Below are 15123 nucleotides of genomic sequence, written 5' to 3'. Positions count from 1 at the left end.
CCCCAGCCCTCTGGCCGGTGTCCCGTGCGGGTGGGCCCCGCCCCCGCCAGGGCTTCGGCCCAGGTGGGACGCACTGCCTGCCCGGAGCCCTCCAGCCCGACCCGGCGAGGCTTTCCACCCGCCCCGGCGAAGTATTTTCAGCCCGTCCGGCGATTGAGGACGAGGCGCGGAGCGCCGATCCGGCGGGGGCGGGGCCCACCCGCACGGGACACCGGCCAGAGGGCTGGGGTCCAGGGGGCGCAGCGCCCCGGTTTCGGGAAGGGGTGGGACTGGGGCGCCCCGCGAAGGACAGCGCCCCGCCCTACGGCATCAGCAGCCGAGGCGACAGCGCCCCGCACGGCACAAGATCGACCTCGGCCCCGGCATCCCGCAGGTCGGTGAGGACGAGCTCGTCGTACATGAGGAGCCCGGACTGCTCGGGCCAGGCGATGGCCCACAGCCAGAGCCCCCGCGCCTCACCGGCGAAGACGGCCCGGTCATCGGGCGCCCCCGGCACGTGCCACATGGCCGTGGGCCGCCCGGCGGCAAGCACCTTGGCCTGGGCAGGCTTGCCGACACTCATGGAGGGCCCGGGATCGGGCCCGTCGATCCCGGCGTACCGCGCCCCGAGCCCGACCCCCAACTCCTCGGCGACAAGCACGAGTTCCCCGACACCGCCGAGCGGCGCGGGCCCGGAGCAGGCGACGGCGGTGGCCCGGCCACCACTGCGGTCGTCCCCGGCGCAGGCGACCCCGGTGAAGAGCCACCCGACGGGCAGCGGCCACGGCATCCAGACGGGCACCTGCGCGCGCCGCACGACGACCTGGAGGGCCTCGACACTGGGCGGGATCACGGGCTGCAGCGGGTGCACCGTGCCGTGCACATCGCACTGCCAGGAGTCGGCAAAGAGGCCGGGAGCCCTGACCCGGCCACCACACTTCGGGCAACTGGGTTCGCCCCTCATAGCGCCCAACGGTCCTCCCCCCTCGCCGCCCCGTCAAGGACGATCACCCGTCCGGAGGCCGCCTCCACGAAACTCCCCGCTACTTTCCCGGGCCCACCACCAGGCAAAACTAGATGTAGCTTGCATTAGTTAGCTCAGCTAACTTATTATGTGTATACGTCAACGATCTATGTCCGGAAGCACACGAAGGAGCTGCGGATGACCACCCCCACAGCCGGAGCACACGAGGACCCCTTCGACGCCGGGGCCGGAGGCCTGCTGCGGCAGCCGAAGGCGGTGTGGGCCACGGCGGGCGCGTCCGTCGTGGCGTTCATGGGCATCGGCCTCGTCGACCCGATCCTGCCGTCCATCGCCCAGGGCCTTCAGGCCACGCCGAGCCAGGTCTCGCTCCTGTTCACCTCGTACTTCCTGATCACCGCCGTGGCGATGCTGGTGACCGGCTTCGTCTCCAGCCGCATCGGCGGCAAGAAGACCCTCCTCGCCGGGCTCGCGCTGGTGGTGGTGTTCGCGGGGCTCGCGGGCACCTCGGGATCGGTCGGCGCACTCGTCGGGTTCCGCGCGGGCTGGGGCCTCGGCAACGCGCTGTTCGTGTCCACCGCGCTCGCGGTCATCGTGGGCGCCGCCGCCGGGGGCAGCGCGGCGGCGATCCTGCTGTACGAGTCCGCGCTCGGCCTCGGCATGGCCTGCGGGCCGCTCCTCGGCGCGCTGCTCGGCGACGCCAGCTGGCGCTACCCGTTCTTCGGCACCGCGGCTCTGATGGCCGTCGGATTCCTGTGCATCACGGCGTTCCTGAAGGAACAGCCGAAGCCCGCCCGCAAGACCTCGCTGCTCGACCCGCTCAAGGCGCTCGGTCACGGCGGCCTCGCCTCGGCGGCCGCGTCGGCGTTCTTCTACAACTACACGTTCTTCACGGTCCTGGCCTTCACGCCGTTCGTCCTGAACATGACCCCGTACAAGTCGGGTGCGGTGTTCTTCGCCTGGGGCGTGCTGCTCGCGGTGTTCTCGGTACTCGTCGCGCCCCGGCTCCAGAAGCGGTTCGGCTCCCTGAAGGTGCTCGGCGGTTCACTGGTGCTGCTCGCCGCGGACGTCCTCGTACTCGGGTACGGCAACCACACCGCCGCCGTCGTCTGCACCATCCTGTCCGGGGCCTTCATCGGCGTGAACAACACCGTCTACACGGAGCTCGCCCTCGGCGTCTCGGACGCGCCCCGGCCCGTGGCCAGCGCCGGATACAACTTCGTGCGCTGGTTCGCGGCCGCCGCGGCCCCCTACTTCGCGCCGAAGATCGAGGAGTGGAGCGACATCCACATCCCGTTCGTGGTCGCGGCCGTCACGGCCCTGCTCGGCGCGGTCGTGGTGTGGGCGCGGCGCGCCGCGCTCACCCACGAGGCCGAGGATCTTGAGACCCGGCACGCGACCGAGGACGGCGTGACCGTCTTCGCCAACTGACCCGGCCGGGGCGGACGTTCAGTCCAGGGACACGGACTTGCGCAGCGGATCGCGCAGGTCCGTGCCGCTGTTCAGCCACCGCTCCTGAAGCGCCCCCGCCCCGTGCACCCGCTTCCACGCCGCCTCGTTGGGCGTCATCGGGAGCAGCGGCAGGAACTGGACGGGGTCCATGGGCGCGTCCAGGTCCAGGTCCTCGACGAGGCCGCCGGGCTCGGCGACGAGGACCGAGGTGAACGGCGCACCGGGCCACAGCGGCTCGCCCACGTCCAGGGAGGCGCCCGGCGCGACCACGAGGCCTTCCACCTGCGGGGAGGCGGCGAGCACGGCCAGGGGGCGCAGCACCTTGTCGGTGTCGACGAGCCCGCCGCGTACGGACAGGACCAGTTCGGCGCGCGGCCCCTGCACGGGGTCGGCGAGCACGGCCGTGGGGTCGGTCATCGGGTGGGCGGACATGCCGAGCGTGGCGTACCGCACGACGTCCCCGTCCGTGAAGCGCACCACTTCGATGCGGTCCGTGCCCAGGAACGTCACCGCCGCGCGTGCGTCCGGTTCCCCCAGGCCACTACGGAGACGGGCCTCGACCAGCGCAAGAACATCAGCCATGACGCGAGCATAGAACTCGTCAGTGATGGGTAAAGGTGGGGGTTCGGCTGCCGGTCGGCTGATACTGTTGGCCGCTGGCCCGGGCAGCACGCAGAAGCGTCGCCTTCAAGCCCGGACGCAGGACGGCGCCTTACGCGCCAGGGACCTCCCCTACGGGGGACCGGCCGGAGGAGGTGGGGCTGCAGTGGATCGAAGTCGACCGTGCAGTACCACTCGCTCTTCCGCCCGCTGAACGTCCCGCAGCAGCGTAGCTGCGGCCGCGCGCACGGCCCCTCCCGGACGAAGCGTCCGCATCCGGACCGTACCGCGCACGACGGAAGAGCACCGCGTTTCACCTGATCTGCATCAGTAGCGTTGCTGCCACCGCGACGGTGCGGTGCTCCCCGCTTTGTGGACGTGCCAGATCCCGCAGCAGGACGTCCCCATTCCGGGCAGTTCCACCCGTCGCCGGCGGCCCTTTCGTCGAAGGAGCCTGCCCATGTCGATGATCCGTGACCTGCGTGACGCCGTGCGCCCGTCCCAGCGCAAGGACAGCACCTCCTACAGCTCGTACGACGCCACCCGCGACCCCAGCGCCGTCTCCGCCGTCGTCGACTGCGCCGTCTACCGCGACGGCCGCCGCGTCGCCTGCGACGACACCCTGACGCCGCACGAGGCGATGCTCCAGGTGCGCCGCGACGGGGGCTTCGCCTGGATCGGCCTGCACGAGCCGACGGAGGCCGAGTTCGCCGGGATCGCCGCCGAGTTCGGGCTGCACCCGCTGGCCGTGGAGGACGCCGTCCACGCCCACCAGCGGCCCAAGCTGGAGCGCTACGACGACACGCTCTTCACGGTCTTCAAGACCATCCACTACGTCGAGCACGCCGAGCTGACCGCCACCAGCGAGGTCGTCGAGACCGGCGAGGTCATGTGCTTCACCGGCCGGGACTTCTTCATCACCGTCCGGCACGGCGGCCACGGCTCGCTGCGCGCGCTGCGCCGCCGCCTCCAGGACGAGCCGGAGCTGCTCGCCAAGGGCCCCTCCTCGGTCCTGCACACCATCGCCGACCACGTCGTCGACGGCTACCTCGCGGTGGCCGACGCCATGCAGGTCGACATCGACGACGTCGAGAACGAGGTGTTCGCGGCCACCGGCAAGGGCGTCTCGCGCGGTGTCGACGCCGGGCGGATCTACCAGCTCAAGCGCGAGGTCCTGGAGTTCAAGCGCGCCGTGTCGCCGCTCCTCCGCCCCATGCAGCTGCTCAGCGAGCGGCCCATGCGGCTCGTCGACCCCGACATCCAGAAGTACTTCCGCGACGTCGCCGACCACCTCGCGCGCGTCCAGGAGCAGGTCCTCGGCTTCGACGAACTCCTCAACTCCATCCTCCAGGCCAACCTCGCCCAGGCCGCCGTCGCCCAGAACGAGGACATGCGCAAGATCACGTCCTGGGCGGCCATCATCGCCGTACCGACGGCCGTGTGCGGCGTGTACGGCATGAACTTCGACCACATGCCGGAGCTGCACTGGCGCTTCGGCTACCCGATGGTGCTCGGCCTGATCGGCACGGTCTGCTACACGATCCACCGCACGTTGAAGCGAAACGGCTGGCTCTGAGGCGCGTTGCGGGCCTCGCTAAGCTCTCCACATGACTGCTGACGCGCTGTTCGACCGCGCCCTCGTCGAGGAGGCCACGAAGAAGTCGGGGCTGATCTGGGTGCGCGGCGCCGCGCCCGAAGGACCCGTGCGGGCCCTGTGGCACGTGTGGGTCGACGGCGCGGCCCACCTCGTCGGGGACGGCCCCGGCGAGCAGCCGCTGCCCGGCCTCGTCGACGGGGCGGGCGCCGAGGTGACCGTGCGCAGCAAGGACAAGGGCGGGCGCCTGATCGCCTGGACCGCGGCGGTGACCGAGCTGGCGCCGCGCTCCGAGGCCTGGGAGGCGGCCGTCGCCGAACTCAAGGGCAAGCGTCTGAACGCCCCGGACGGGGAGCAGATGGTGGAGCGCTGGGCCGCGGAGTGCCGGGTGCTGCGCCTCACGCCGGGCGCGGCGAGCACGGACCTGCCCGACGGCTCCCTCGCGGCGGCCCCGCTGCCGACGGACGCGACGACCCGCCGTCCCGCGCCCGCGGCGCTGCCGCGGCTGCTCCTGGGACGCAAGAAGAAGCAGAAGAAGCGAGGTTGAGGGGGCGCGCCCTCACTGCGTGGGCAGCTGCTTGCCGTAGTCCACCGTCTCGTCCTTGCCGGGCTCCTCCAGGACGAACTCCTTGCCCCACTCGGTGAGCCGCAGCGTGCCCGCGCCACCCGCCCGCTGGAGCCGCAGCGGATACGGCTCGCCCTCCAGGGACACGTCAAGGGTGCCGCCCGCGCCCTCGTCCCCGGCGATCTTGATGACGCGCCGCGTGCCCGAGTCGGACCGCTCGCCCTTCGACAGCTTGCCGTGCAGGGCGAGGGTGCCGTCGAGCATCAGGTCCTTGTCGGTGAAGCCGCTCAGCTGCCGGTACGCGGGGTCGCCCGCGGGCACCTTCACGAACTTGCCGTTGAGCTTGGCCGCCGCGGCCCGGTCGCCCGCCGAGCCGCCCGCCTTGCCCTCGGTGCCCCCGGCCCCTCCGGCCCCTCCGGTCTCGTTCTGGTGCTTCCAGAAGCCCGCGTCGGCCTTCATGTACAGCTGCTCGCCGACCCGCAGCAGCTGAAACGTCCCGCCCTTGACGGTCACCGTGCCCTCGCCGCCCGAGCCCTTGAGGCGCATGTCGAGCTTGTACGTCTGACCCTTGCTGACGAGCGTGCCGGACAGGCGGACCGCGTCGGCGCCCTTGGCCGCCTGCCGCGTCTTGCTCTGGATCTTCGCCGCGGACAGCTTGCCCACGCCGTTGGTGCCCGCGTCCGGGTCCTCGCCGCCGCCCCCGCAGCCCGTCAGACCGGCGCAGCCCGCCACGAGCCCCGCGCACGCCGCCCTCAGCAGCGCCGGCCTTCGGGTACGACGGGCCTGTCGCATCGCAGTCACAGGTGGCGCTGCCTCTCGTGCGGACGTCCTCTACGGCGGCGGCCGTAGCGCGGCTACGGCCTGGCGTACCGCAGCGTACCGGTGCCGCGGACCCGCCTCGGAGCCAGTCCGTACGGACGTCTCACCAGGGCGGATACGTCCGGCAGGGGCTAGCCTGGGGCGCGTACGAAAGATCGTATAAATGCACCTGAAAGCGACATCACTCGATACGACCAGCGGTAGTGAGCAGCAGGGAGGCGCCGCGCATGGCGGCAAGCGCGCCCCGGATCTTCGTCTCGCACCTGGCCGGCACCGCCGTCTTCGACCCGAACGGCGACGAGGTGGGCCGGGTGCGGGACCTCGTCGTGATGCTCCGGGTGGGCCGCAGACCGCCGCGGCTGCTCGGACTGGTCGTGGAACTCGCCACCCGCCGCCACATCTTCCTGCCCATCACCCGGGTCACCGGCATCGAGTCGGGCCAGGTCATCACCACCGGCGTCCTGAACGTGCGGCGCTTCGAGCAGCGCCCGACCGAGCGGCTGATCCTCGGCGAGATGCTGGACCGCCGGGTGCGTCTGGTGGAGAGCGGTGAGGAGGTGACCGTCCTCGACATCTCCGTGCAGCGGCTTCCGGCGCGCAGGGACTGGGAGGCGGACCGGGTCTTCGTGCGGAAGGGCAAGGGAGGCGCCTTCCGGCGCAAGGGCGAGACGCTGACCGTCGACTGGTCGGCCGTGGACGGGTTCTCCCTGGAGGAGCACGGACAGGGCGCGGAGAGCCTGCTCGCCACGTTCGAGCAGCTGCGCCCCGCCGACCTCGCCAACGTGCTGCACCACCTGTCGCCGAAGCGGCGCGCGGAGGTCGCCGCCGCGCTCGACGACGACCGGCTCGCGGACGTCCTCGAGGAGCTGCCGGAGGACGATCAGATCGAGATCCTCGGCGCGCTCAAGGAGGAGCGCGCCGCCGACGTCCTGGAGGCGATGGACCCGGACGACGCCGCCGACCTCCTCTCCGAGCTCCCGGAGGACGACAAGGAGCGCCTGCTCACCCTGATGCAGCCGGACGACGCGGCCGACGTGCGCCGCCTGATGGCGTACGAGGAGCGCACGGCGGGCGGTCTGATGACGACCGAGCCGATCGTGCTGCGCCCCGACGCCACGGTCGCCGACGCCCTGGCGCGGGTGCGCCAGGAGGACCTCTCCCCCGCGCTCGCCGCGCAGGTGTACGTGTGCCGCCCGCCGGACGAGACCCCGACGGGCAAGTACCTGGGCGCGGTGCACTTCCAGCGCCTCCTTCGCGACCCGCCGTACACGCTCGTCGGCTCGATCCTCGACGACGACCTGCGGCCGCTGCGCCCGGAGGCCGAGCTGCCGGTCGTGGCGGGCTTCTTCGCCGCGTACGACATGGTGTCGGCGCCGGTCGTCGACGAGAGCGGTTCGCTGCTCGGCGCGGTCACCGTCGACGACGTGCTCGACCACATGCTGCCCGAGGACTGGCGGGAGTCGGAGTACCACCTCCAGGAGGGGGCCGGTCATGGCGGCGGCTGAGCGGGAGCGCGACCGGGAGCGGGAGGGCAGGGACCGGGAGACGCGGGGCCGGGGCCGGTTCCGGCTCGACCAGCCGCGCGCGCCGCGCCGCAAGCTGCTTCCCGACTACGACCCGGAGGCCTTCGGGCGGCTCTCGGAGCGGATCGCGCGGTTCCTCGGCACGGGCCGGTTCATCGTCTGGATGACGGTCGTCATCATCATGTGGGTCGTCTGGAACGTCTCCGCCCCGGCCGGCCTGCGCTTCGACCAGTACCCGTTCATCTTCCTGACCCTGATGCTGTCGCTCCAGGCGTCGTACGCCGCCCCGCTGATCCTGCTCGCGCAGAACCGCCAGGACGACCGCGACCGCGTCACCCACGAGCAGGACCGCAAGAGCAACGAGCGGTCCATCGCGGACACCGAGTACCTCACCCGCGAGATCGCCTCGCTGCGCCTGGGCCTCGGCGAGGTCGCCACCCGCGACTGGATCCGCTCCGAGCTCCAGGACCTGGTCAAGGAGCTGGAGGAGCAGCGCGGGGTATTCCCGTCCGAGGCATCCCGCGCACGTGATGTAGGCGACCGCTGACAGCCCTTTCCGGCCCCCTGCTACCGGGCCGTACCATCAAGGACATGGCTACGGAAGACGCGGTGCGCGAAGCACTGTCGACGGTGAACGACCCCGAGATCCAGCGACCCATCACCGAGCTGGGGATGGTCAAATCGGTGGAGATCGGCGCCGACGGCGCGGTCGCCGTCACCGTCTACCTGACGGTCTCCGGCTGCCCCATGCGCGAGACGATCACGAAGAACGTCACGGACGCGGTCGCCGCCGTCGAGGGCGTCACGCGCGTCGACGTGACCCTGGACGTGATGAGCGACGAGCAGCGCAAGGAGCTGGCCACCGCGCTGCGCGGCGGCACCGCCGAGCGCGAGGTGCCCTTCGCCAAGCCCGGCTCGCTGACCCGGGTGTACGCGGTCGCCTCCGGCAAGGGCGGCGTCGGCAAGTCGTCCGTGACGGTGAACCTGGCGGCGGCGATGGCTGCCGACGGCCTGAAGGTCGGCGTCGTGGACGCGGACATCTACGGCCACAGCGTGCCGCGCATGCTGGGCGCCGAGGGGCGCCCCACCCAGGTCGAGAACATGATCATGCCGCCGTCGGCGAACGGCGTGAAGGTCATCTCGATCGGCATGTTCACCCCGGGCAACGCACCCGTCGTGTGGCGCGGCCCGATGCTGCACCGCGCGCTCCAGCAGTTCCTCGCGGACGTCTTCTGGGGCGACCTGGACGTGCTGCTCCTGGACCTGCCGCCGGGCACGGGCGACATCGCGATCTCCGTCGCGCAGCTCGTCCCGAACGCGGAGATCCTCGTCGTCACGACCCCGCAGCAGGCCGCCGCCGAGGTCGCCGAGCGCGCGGGCTCCATCGCCGTGCAGACCCACCAGAAGATCGTCGGCGTGGTCGAGAACATGTCCGGCCTGCCCTGCCCGCACTGCGGCGAGATGGTCGACGTGTTCGGCACCGGCGGCGGCCAGAAGGTCGCGGAGGGCCTGACGAAGACGACGGGCGCGACCGTGCCGGTGCTCGGCTCCATCCCCATCGACGTGCGCCTGCGCGAGGGCGGCGACGAGGGTCGTCCTGTGGTCCTGTCCGACCCCGAGTCCCCGGCGGGGAGCGCGTTGCGCACGATCGCGGGGAAGCTGGGTGGCCGCCAGCGGGGTCTTTCGGGTCTCTCCTTGGGCATCACGCCCCGGAACAAGTTCTGAACCGTTCGCGTCGCGCGCCCCGCATGGCGCCCGCATCGCGCTCCGCGCTCGTCCTCAAGCGCCGGACGGGCTGATTCCCAGCCCGCCCGGCGTGCGGTCGACCCGTCGGCGGGACTACTCCGCGTAGGAGCCGATGTCCTGTACGACGGAGAACCCGAGGCCGTACGCGCTCATTCCGCGTCCGTACGCCCCCAGATGCACCCCCTCCTTCGTGGACCCGGCGAGCACCCAGCCGTACTCGGACTCCCGGTAGTGGAACGAGGTCGGGACCCCGTCCACGGGCAGGGAGAGGGTCGACCAGTCGGACCCGTGCAGGTCGTCGGCGAGGACCCAGGCGGTCTCCGTCTGCTGGTCGAGCCAGTCGTCCCGCAGGCTGTGGTCCATCTGGCCGGGCCAGGTGAAGGACAGCAGCCCCACCCCGGCGAGCCAGGCCGCGGAGGACACCGAGGTCGCCTCCAGGACGCCGGTGCCGTCGGCGCTGCGCCGCACCGGGTTGGCGGCGATGGTCACCACGACCGCGAACCGCTCCTTGTCGCCGTTCCCGAAGGAACCCTCCGCCCTGACCGACGGCTCGTCACCGTGACCGATGGAGCCGTGCTCGACGGCCCCGTCCGCGGCGGTGCCGACCTGCATCAGCCAGCGCGGTCCCGTGAAGGCCTCGTCCAGGCCGTACCAGGGGAAGGGCGCCAGCAGGTAGCCGTCGACCGTACGCCGGGCGGAGGGCACCGCTTGCGCGGCACCATCCGCGGCTGGCGCCTGCGCGCCCACCCGACTTGTCGTCTCCATGTACCCGGCCGCCTCCTCGCTCTCGTCGGTCCGGAGCGGCCCGCCCCCCTCGGGCGTCCTCACGCCGGACAACAAGGCAGGATAGCCACACCGATTCCGGATGCCGGTGAACCGGTCGGCGGAAGGGGTGTTCGCGAGGGTCCCGACCAGGCCGTACCGGGCGCCGGGCGGCGCATCTCGGACACGCACCGGCGCACGCGGGCGCCGGGGGCGGCGCGGGGTTTCGCCGGACCGCCGTGCGGTGCGTGCGGGGGCCGACGGGGGCCGTCAGGCGTCGGCGGGTCGCCTCAGGTGGCGTCCGCGTCGAACGGCGGCGGGTCGCCTGCCGCCGGTTTTCCGGGCTCGGGCCGCTTCTCCATGTCGATGCGGCCGCCACCGGAACCGTTCGCCGACGTCGTCGAGGAGCCCGCGGAACCCGTGGCCCGGCTGCCCGAGTCGTCGCCGGAATCGCTGTCGCGGCCGTGCACGGCGTCCGCGACTTCGGCCATTTCCTTCTTCAGGTCGAAGCCGTTGCGGATTTCCTTCAGACCGAGGTCGTCGTTCTCCATCTGCTTGCGGATGAACTTCTTCGGGTTCAGGTCTTCGAACTCGAAGTCCTTGAATTCCGGGCCCAGTTCATTCCGTATGTCCTGCTTCGCACTGTCGGAGAATTGGCGGATCTTGCGAATGGTCCGCGACACGTCCTGAATGAGCTTCGGCAGCTTGTCCGGGCCGAAGATCAGCACGGCGAGGATGACCAGCGTCACTATCTCGAGTGCGCCAATGTCGTTGAACACCTTGAAAGCTCCTTGCCGTCCGGACCGGGTCTACGGTACCCGGCGCGGTTGTCCGTCCGGTAGCCGCAGGGCGACACCGCGGACAACGCGGGGCGGGGTGGGGCGGTGCGGCCTGGGCGCTGGACCAGGCGGGGCCGCGGACCGCCCGTCCGCCGTTCCCCGCTGCTGCCGCCGCCCCCTGCCTACTCCCCGCTCGCCGTGCCGAGGACCAGCGTCACCTTGCGCTCGTCGCCGCCGCGCTCGACGGTCAGCTCCAGGCGGTCCTTCGGGCGGTGGGCGCGGACCTTGACGATCAGCTCGTCGCCGGAGTGCACGCGCTGGCCGTCCACGGCCGTGATCACGTCGCCCGCCTTCAGGCCCGCCTTGGCGCCGGGCCCGCCGCGGTTGACGGCGGGGCCGCCGTTCCGGCTCTCGCGCGCGATCCGGGCGCCGTCGCCGGTGAACTGCTTGTCGATGGTGACGCCGATGACGGGGTGCGTGGCCCGGCCGGTGTTGATGAGTTCCTCGGCGACGCGCTTGCCCTGGTTGATCGGTATGGCGAAGCCGAGGCCGATGGAGCCGGACTGGCCGCCGTCGGGGCCGGAGTCGTTGCCGGCGGAGCGGATGGCGCTGTTGATGCCGATGACACGGGCCCGGGAATCGACGAGGGGTCCGCCGGAGTTGCCCGGGTTTATGGGCGCGTCGGTCTGCAGCGCGTTGACGTACGAGACGTCGCTGCCGTCGCCCTTCTCGCCGCCCGCCGTGATGGGGCGCTCCTTGGCGCTGATGATGCCGGAGGTGACGGTGTTGGCGAGGTCGAAGGGCGCGCCGATGGCCACGACGGGGTCGCCGACCTGGACGTTCTCGGAGTTGCCGAGGGGCAGCGGCTTGAGCCCGCGGACGCCGGAGACCTTGACGACGGCCAGGTCGTAGCCCGCGTCACGGCCGACGACCTTGGCGTCGGCGGTCTCGCCGCCGCTGAAGGTGACCGATATGTCGCCGCCGGAGCCGCCGGGCTCGACCACGTGGTTGTTGGTGAGGATGTGGCCCTTGGCGTCGAGGACGAAGCCGGTGCCGGTGCCCGCGCCGTCGTCGCCGCGAACGTGCAGCGTCACGACGCCGGGCAGGGCGCTCGCCGCGATCCCGGCGACGCTGTCCTTGGACCGCTTCTGGGACCCGGACTCGGCCTGCGGCAACTCCACGTCGCCTCCGAACCCACCGTCCCGCTCCAACTGCGCCCCGACGACCCCGCCGATCCCACCCGCGACCAACGCGATCAGCGCGGCCCCGAGAACCAGCACCCGCCGCCCCCGCCGACGCCGCTGCCCCTCGGTCTCGACGGCGGCACCGGTCTGCTGCAGCGGCGCACTCCAGGGGTCATAACGCTGCCAGGGCCCACCGGGCCCGACGACACCGTGCCCAACGGCTCCTGCTCCGGCGACCTCCGGTCCGGGGTTCGGCTGGGCGAACGCGTCGGCCCCAGGCGGGGGCGTTCCGTGGGTTGGGGTGGCGGGGGTGGGCATGGCCTGGGGCTGCGTCCCGTGTGCGTGCGGCACGTGTCCCTGGGCAGCTGGCTGCTGAGGCGTACTGGGAGCCGGGGCGGCGGGCGCGGGCATGCCCTGGTGCAGGGGGGTGGGGGCCTGGGTGCCGTGCGGCGGGACCTCGTGGGTGGGGGTGCCCTGGGCGGGCGTGCCGTGGAGGGGCGCGCCGGGAGCTTGCTGGCCGTGTCCCTGGGTTCCGCTCTGCCCCTGGGTTCCGCTCTGCCCCTGACTTCTCTGTTCCTGACTTCCGGGGTACGGGGCTCCGGCTCCGGGCGGCGGTGTGCCGTGCACGGGGGCACCAGGGGCCGGGGCACCGGGTATGGGGGCGCCGTGGCTCTGGGCCCCGTAGACGGGGGTGCCTTGGGCCGGGGTCGCCACGGGGTGCTGTACGGGCGGGGCGGGGGCCCAGGGCCCGGGCTCGCCGTAAGGCGGCGTGCTGTACGGGTCGGGGTCGTGCAGGGGGCGGGGGCGGTCGGTGGGGGCCCGCTCGGCGGGTGCGGTGCCAGCGGGCACGGGGACACCCGCACCGGCCGAGGACGCGTCCGCAGGGCCACGACCGGCAGGTGTGGCGTCAGCGGGCACCGCGTCCTGGGCCACCGACCCCTCGGACACAGCACCGCCCGGCACCGCACCCTGGGCCACCGCCTCACCCGGCACCGCATCCTCCGGCCCCGACCGTTGAGTCACCCCGCCCTGCGGGCTCGCACCGCCGACCGCAGCACCGCCGACCGCCGCGTCCCGGCCCGGAGCTGCCGCGTCCCGGCCCGGGGGCATCGCGCCCCGAGCCTCCCCGCCAGGGGCCACCTGCTCACCAGACGCCCCCGCCGAACCATTCCCGCCCTCAGGCCCAGTGCCAACGTCCATGCTCTCCCCACAACTGGCCCGCGGCGGACGCCGATTACGTGCTTGTCGCCGGGTCCGCCGAGTCCCCGGCGGGCACGGCCCACCGAGGATTCAACCAGGTCTGCTTCGCCGACGTGCAGCTCACGTCGGCGAAGGGGGGTGGTGGGCCGTCAGTGGTACTGCCTGCCGTAGAGCGGGTCGGGCCTGGGGGTGGCCTTGAGGGTGGAGTCCACCGTGGCGTTCAGGGTGAGGCCCTGGGGTGTGCCGTCCCTGGACTCGTCGGCGACGGCCCGCACCAGCGGGGACATGACGCCCGCCCCGGCCAGGAGCGGGGCCGTGACCTGCGGGGTGTCGGGCCCGTGCCCGGGGCGCAGCCGGGCGCCCGCGAGCAGGGGCGCGGCGGCCGTGGTGGGCGCGAGGGCCGGGGACCGGGGTCCCTGGACGGAGAGCGGATTGGCGCCGCGACGCCGCACGGAGTCGGGCACGGCGGCGTTGGCGGTGCTCGGGGAACGCAGCGGCGAGGCGTTGCTGTTGGCTGCGCCGACGCCGCCCGCGCGCTGCTCGCCCGCGGTCAGGGGCGTGCCCATCGTGACCCCGCCGAGTGCTATCGCGGCCAGCGACACCGCCCCGGCCGCGGCGAACGCGAACCGGCGGCCGAGCCAGACGGACCGCTCGGCCTCGGGCCGGCCGACGTCATGGATGCGGAAGCCGCGCCGCTCACTGGGCAGCACCGCGGCGTGGGCGCCCGAGGGGTCGTACCCGGCGAAGGGCTCGGATCTTCCCCCGCGAATGCTGAGGACACCGCCCTGGGGCAGGCCGGTGCTCTCCGACGACCCGGTGGCGAACCCGTCGTCGACGGGCGTGCGCGGGCCCCCGGACCGACCGATGTCGTCGATGTCGGCGGCGGGAAGGCTCTGAAGGCGGGCGAGGAAGCTCTCGCTGGGGGGCGGCGCCGCGGTCTGCGCGAAGACGTTCTTGAGGCGGCGCTGCGCGTCGGCCTCGGCCTTGCACTTCGGACAGGTCGCGAGATGCGCGAGCACTCGCTCGCGCGCGTCATGACCGAGCTCACCGTCGACCAGCGCGGCGAGCCGGTCCCCCAGGTGCTGCTCGGCGAGATGCCGCTCGGCAGGATTGGACCGTGATCCACTCACGCGGTCGCGCCCCCTCCTCCCAGCGCCACGGCTCCGCTCACGGCCAGCGAGCGGCGCTCGGCGCGGGCCTCGGGGGAACGGTGCTGGAGGGCCTTGCGGAGCTGGGAGCGACCGCGGTGGATACGGCTGCGGACCGTACCGAGCTTGACGCCCAGGGTGGCGGCGATCTCCTCGTACGAAAGGCCTTCGATGTCGCACAGGACGACGGCGGCACGGAACTCGGGCGCGAGGGTGTCCAGCGCCTGCTGGACGTCCGCGTCGAAGTGGGTGTCGTTGAACACCTGCTGGGGGGACGGCTCGCGGCTGGGGAGGCGCTCGGCGGCGTCGTCACCCAGGGCGTCGAACCGGATGCGCTGCTTGCGGCGCACCATGTCCAGGAAGAGGTTCGTGGTGATGCGGTGCAGCCAGCCCTCGAACGTGCCGGGCGTGTACGTCGACAGCGAGCGGAAGACGCGGACGAAGACCTCCTGCGTGAGGTCCTCGGCGTCGTGCTGGTTGCCCGTCAGGCGGTAGGCGAGGCGGTAGACGCGGCCGCTGTGCGTGCTGACGATCTCTTCCCAGGTGGGAGGAGTCCACGCCTGCGATTCCGCGTCAGCGGCAAAGGTCGCGGTCTGAGCGGAGTCGGTGGCGCGGGAACGGTCAGCGGTGTCGGTCACGGATTTCGGCTTGCCCGCGAATCCGAGAAAGCGCTTGAGTGGCCTTCTCCGATCTGCGCGCGCAGCCGCACCTCCCCTGTCGGCTCTGGTGGTGTCCAGTGGAGCCCCTACCATAACCACCTCGCCCGTTAGCTCCGGATAAGCGTTTTTAC

At 72.4% G+C, this 15123-nt stretch carries 14 protein-coding genes; 6 read left to right on the top strand and 8 right to left on the bottom strand.

All coding sequences use genetic code 11. The features are described from left to right. Positions 1 to 301: 301 nt before the first annotated feature. The gene (locus tag OO63_RS30150; RefSeq protein ID WP_030359786.1) at positions 302 to 943 is read right to left on the bottom strand and encodes a DUF6758 family protein; all 642 of its coding nucleotides are present in this window, start codon (positions 941 to 943) and stop codon (positions 302 to 304) included. Between the two features lie 198 nt (positions 944 to 1141). Between OO63_RS30150 and OO63_RS30145 the strand changes: the two genes are divergently transcribed. After that, entirely contained in the window at positions 1142 to 2392 is a 1251-nt protein-coding gene (locus OO63_RS30145; protein ID WP_030359785.1) for an MFS transporter, read from the top strand. A gap of 18 nt (positions 2393 to 2410) precedes the next feature. On the opposite strand, the gene OO63_RS30140 is transcribed toward OO63_RS30145, so the two are convergent. Beyond that, positions 2411 to 2995 (bottom strand): suppressor of fused domain protein, encoded by a 585-nt coding sequence (locus OO63_RS30140; protein ID WP_030359784.1) that lies wholly within the window; start codon positions 2993 to 2995, stop codon positions 2411 to 2413. Between the two features lie 478 nt (positions 2996 to 3473). Between OO63_RS30140 and OO63_RS30135 the strand changes: the two genes are divergently transcribed. Beyond that, positions 3474 to 4589 carry a magnesium and cobalt transport protein CorA gene (locus OO63_RS30135; RefSeq protein WP_030359783.1) on the top strand — a complete coding sequence of 372 codons (1116 nt, stop codon included), beginning with the start codon at positions 3474 to 3476 and terminating at the stop codon, positions 4587 to 4589. 31 nt (positions 4590 to 4620) lie between these two features. Further along, complete coding sequence (locus OO63_RS30130) at positions 4621 to 5154, top strand: hypothetical protein (protein WP_030359782.1); 534 nt, start codon at positions 4621 to 4623, stop codon at positions 5152 to 5154. Between the two features lie 12 nt (positions 5155 to 5166). Here the strand turns inward: OO63_RS30130 and OO63_RS30125 are convergent, their stop codons facing one another. Next, positions 5167 to 5964 carry a hypothetical protein gene (locus OO63_RS30125; protein ID WP_030359781.1) on the bottom strand — a complete coding sequence of 266 codons (798 nt, stop codon included), beginning with the start codon at positions 5962 to 5964 and terminating at the stop codon, positions 5167 to 5169. 254 nt (positions 5965 to 6218) lie between these two features. Between OO63_RS30125 and OO63_RS30120 the strand changes: the two genes are divergently transcribed. Genes OO63_RS30120 through OO63_RS30110 form a run of 3 tightly spaced genes read left to right on the top strand, consistent with a single transcriptional unit; the run spans position 6219 to position 9239 of the window. Beyond that, the gene (locus OO63_RS30120) at positions 6219 to 7496 is read left to right on the top strand and encodes a magnesium transporter MgtE N-terminal domain-containing protein (protein ID WP_030359780.1); all 1278 of its coding nucleotides are present in this window, start codon (positions 6219 to 6221) and stop codon (positions 7494 to 7496) included. Further along, positions 7483 to 8061 (top strand): DUF1003 domain-containing protein, encoded by a 579-nt coding sequence (locus tag OO63_RS30115; protein ID WP_030359779.1) that lies wholly within the window; start codon positions 7483 to 7485, stop codon positions 8059 to 8061. Before OO63_RS30120 ends, OO63_RS30115 begins: the two co-directional genes overlap by 14 nt. A 44-nt stretch (positions 8062 to 8105) precedes the next feature. Beyond that, positions 8106 to 9239, top strand: coding sequence for an Mrp/NBP35 family ATP-binding protein (locus tag OO63_RS30110; protein ID WP_030359778.1), 1134 nt, complete (start codon positions 8106 to 8108; stop codon positions 9237 to 9239). A 114-nt stretch (positions 9240 to 9353) separates the two neighbouring features. Here OO63_RS30110 and OO63_RS30105 read toward each other — a convergent pair whose 3' ends face one another. From OO63_RS30105 to sigE, 5 genes are all read right to left on the bottom strand, one after another. After that, the gene (locus OO63_RS30105; RefSeq protein ID WP_030359777.1) at positions 9354 to 10025 is read right to left on the bottom strand and encodes a hypothetical protein; all 672 of its coding nucleotides are present in this window, start codon (positions 10023 to 10025) and stop codon (positions 9354 to 9356) included. Positions 10026 to 10312: 287 nt separating this feature from the next. Then, positions 10313 to 10801 carry a sec-independent translocase gene (locus OO63_RS30100; protein ID WP_030359776.1) on the bottom strand — a complete coding sequence of 163 codons (489 nt, stop codon included), beginning with the start codon at positions 10799 to 10801 and terminating at the stop codon, positions 10313 to 10315. A gap of 182 nt (positions 10802 to 10983) precedes the next feature. Continuing rightward, a complete protein-coding gene (locus OO63_RS47075; protein WP_428835934.1) occupies positions 10984 to 12642 on the bottom strand; it encodes a S1C family serine protease in 1659 nt (552 codons plus the stop codon). A 692-nt stretch (positions 12643 to 13334) separates the two neighbouring features. Continuing rightward, positions 13335 to 14315: an anti-sigma factor family protein gene (locus OO63_RS30090; RefSeq protein ID WP_078619456.1), complete on the bottom strand. Its 981-nt coding sequence runs from the start codon at positions 14313 to 14315 to the stop codon at positions 13335 to 13337. Further along, on the bottom strand, positions 14312 to 15085 hold the full coding sequence (gene sigE, locus OO63_RS30085) for an RNA polymerase sigma factor SigE (RefSeq protein WP_193560569.1): 774 nt from the start codon (positions 15083 to 15085) through the stop codon (positions 14312 to 14314). Before sigE ends, OO63_RS30090 begins: the two co-directional genes overlap by 4 nt. Positions 15086 to 15123: the final 38 nt, after the last annotated feature.

Source organism: Streptomyces alboflavus (assembly GCF_000716675.1).
Classification (GTDB): domain Bacteria; phylum Actinomycetota; class Actinomycetes; order Streptomycetales; family Streptomycetaceae; genus Streptomyces; species Streptomyces alboflavus.
The sequence above is the reverse complement of the archived record's forward strand: the minus strand, read 5'-3'. Positions and strand labels throughout refer to the sequence as shown.

Excerpts from the sequence above, each read along its gene's own strand:
- OO63_RS30150 (WP_030359786.1), bottom strand. The coding sequence starts at position 943 with ATGAGGGGCGAACCCAGTTGCCCGAAGTGTGGTGGCCGGGTCAGGGCT.
- OO63_RS30145 (WP_030359785.1), top strand. The coding sequence starts at position 1,142 with ATGACCACCCCCACAGCCGGAGCACACGAGGACCCCTTCGACGCCGGG.
- OO63_RS30140 (WP_030359784.1), bottom strand. The coding sequence starts at position 2,995 with ATGGCTGATGTTCTTGCGCTGGTCGAGGCCCGTCTCCGTAGTGGCCTG.
- OO63_RS30135 (WP_030359783.1), top strand. The coding sequence starts at position 3,474 with ATGTCGATGATCCGTGACCTGCGTGACGCCGTGCGCCCGTCCCAGCGC.
- OO63_RS30130 (WP_030359782.1), top strand. The coding sequence starts at position 4,621 with ATGACTGCTGACGCGCTGTTCGACCGCGCCCTCGTCGAGGAGGCCACG.
- OO63_RS30125 (WP_030359781.1), bottom strand. The coding sequence starts at position 5,964 with ATGCGACAGGCCCGTCGTACCCGAAGGCCGGCGCTGCTGAGGGCGGCG.
- OO63_RS30120 (WP_030359780.1), top strand. The coding sequence starts at position 6,219 with ATGGCGGCAAGCGCGCCCCGGATCTTCGTCTCGCACCTGGCCGGCACC.
- OO63_RS30115 (WP_030359779.1), top strand. The coding sequence starts at position 7,483 with ATGGCGGCGGCTGAGCGGGAGCGCGACCGGGAGCGGGAGGGCAGGGAC.
- OO63_RS30110 (WP_030359778.1), top strand. The coding sequence starts at position 8,106 with ATGGCTACGGAAGACGCGGTGCGCGAAGCACTGTCGACGGTGAACGAC.
- OO63_RS30105 (WP_030359777.1), bottom strand. The coding sequence starts at position 10,025 with ATGGAGACGACAAGTCGGGTGGGCGCGCAGGCGCCAGCCGCGGATGGT.
- sigE (WP_193560569.1), bottom strand. The coding sequence starts at position 15,085 with ATGGTAGGGGCTCCACTGGACACCACCAGAGCCGACAGGGGAGGTGCG.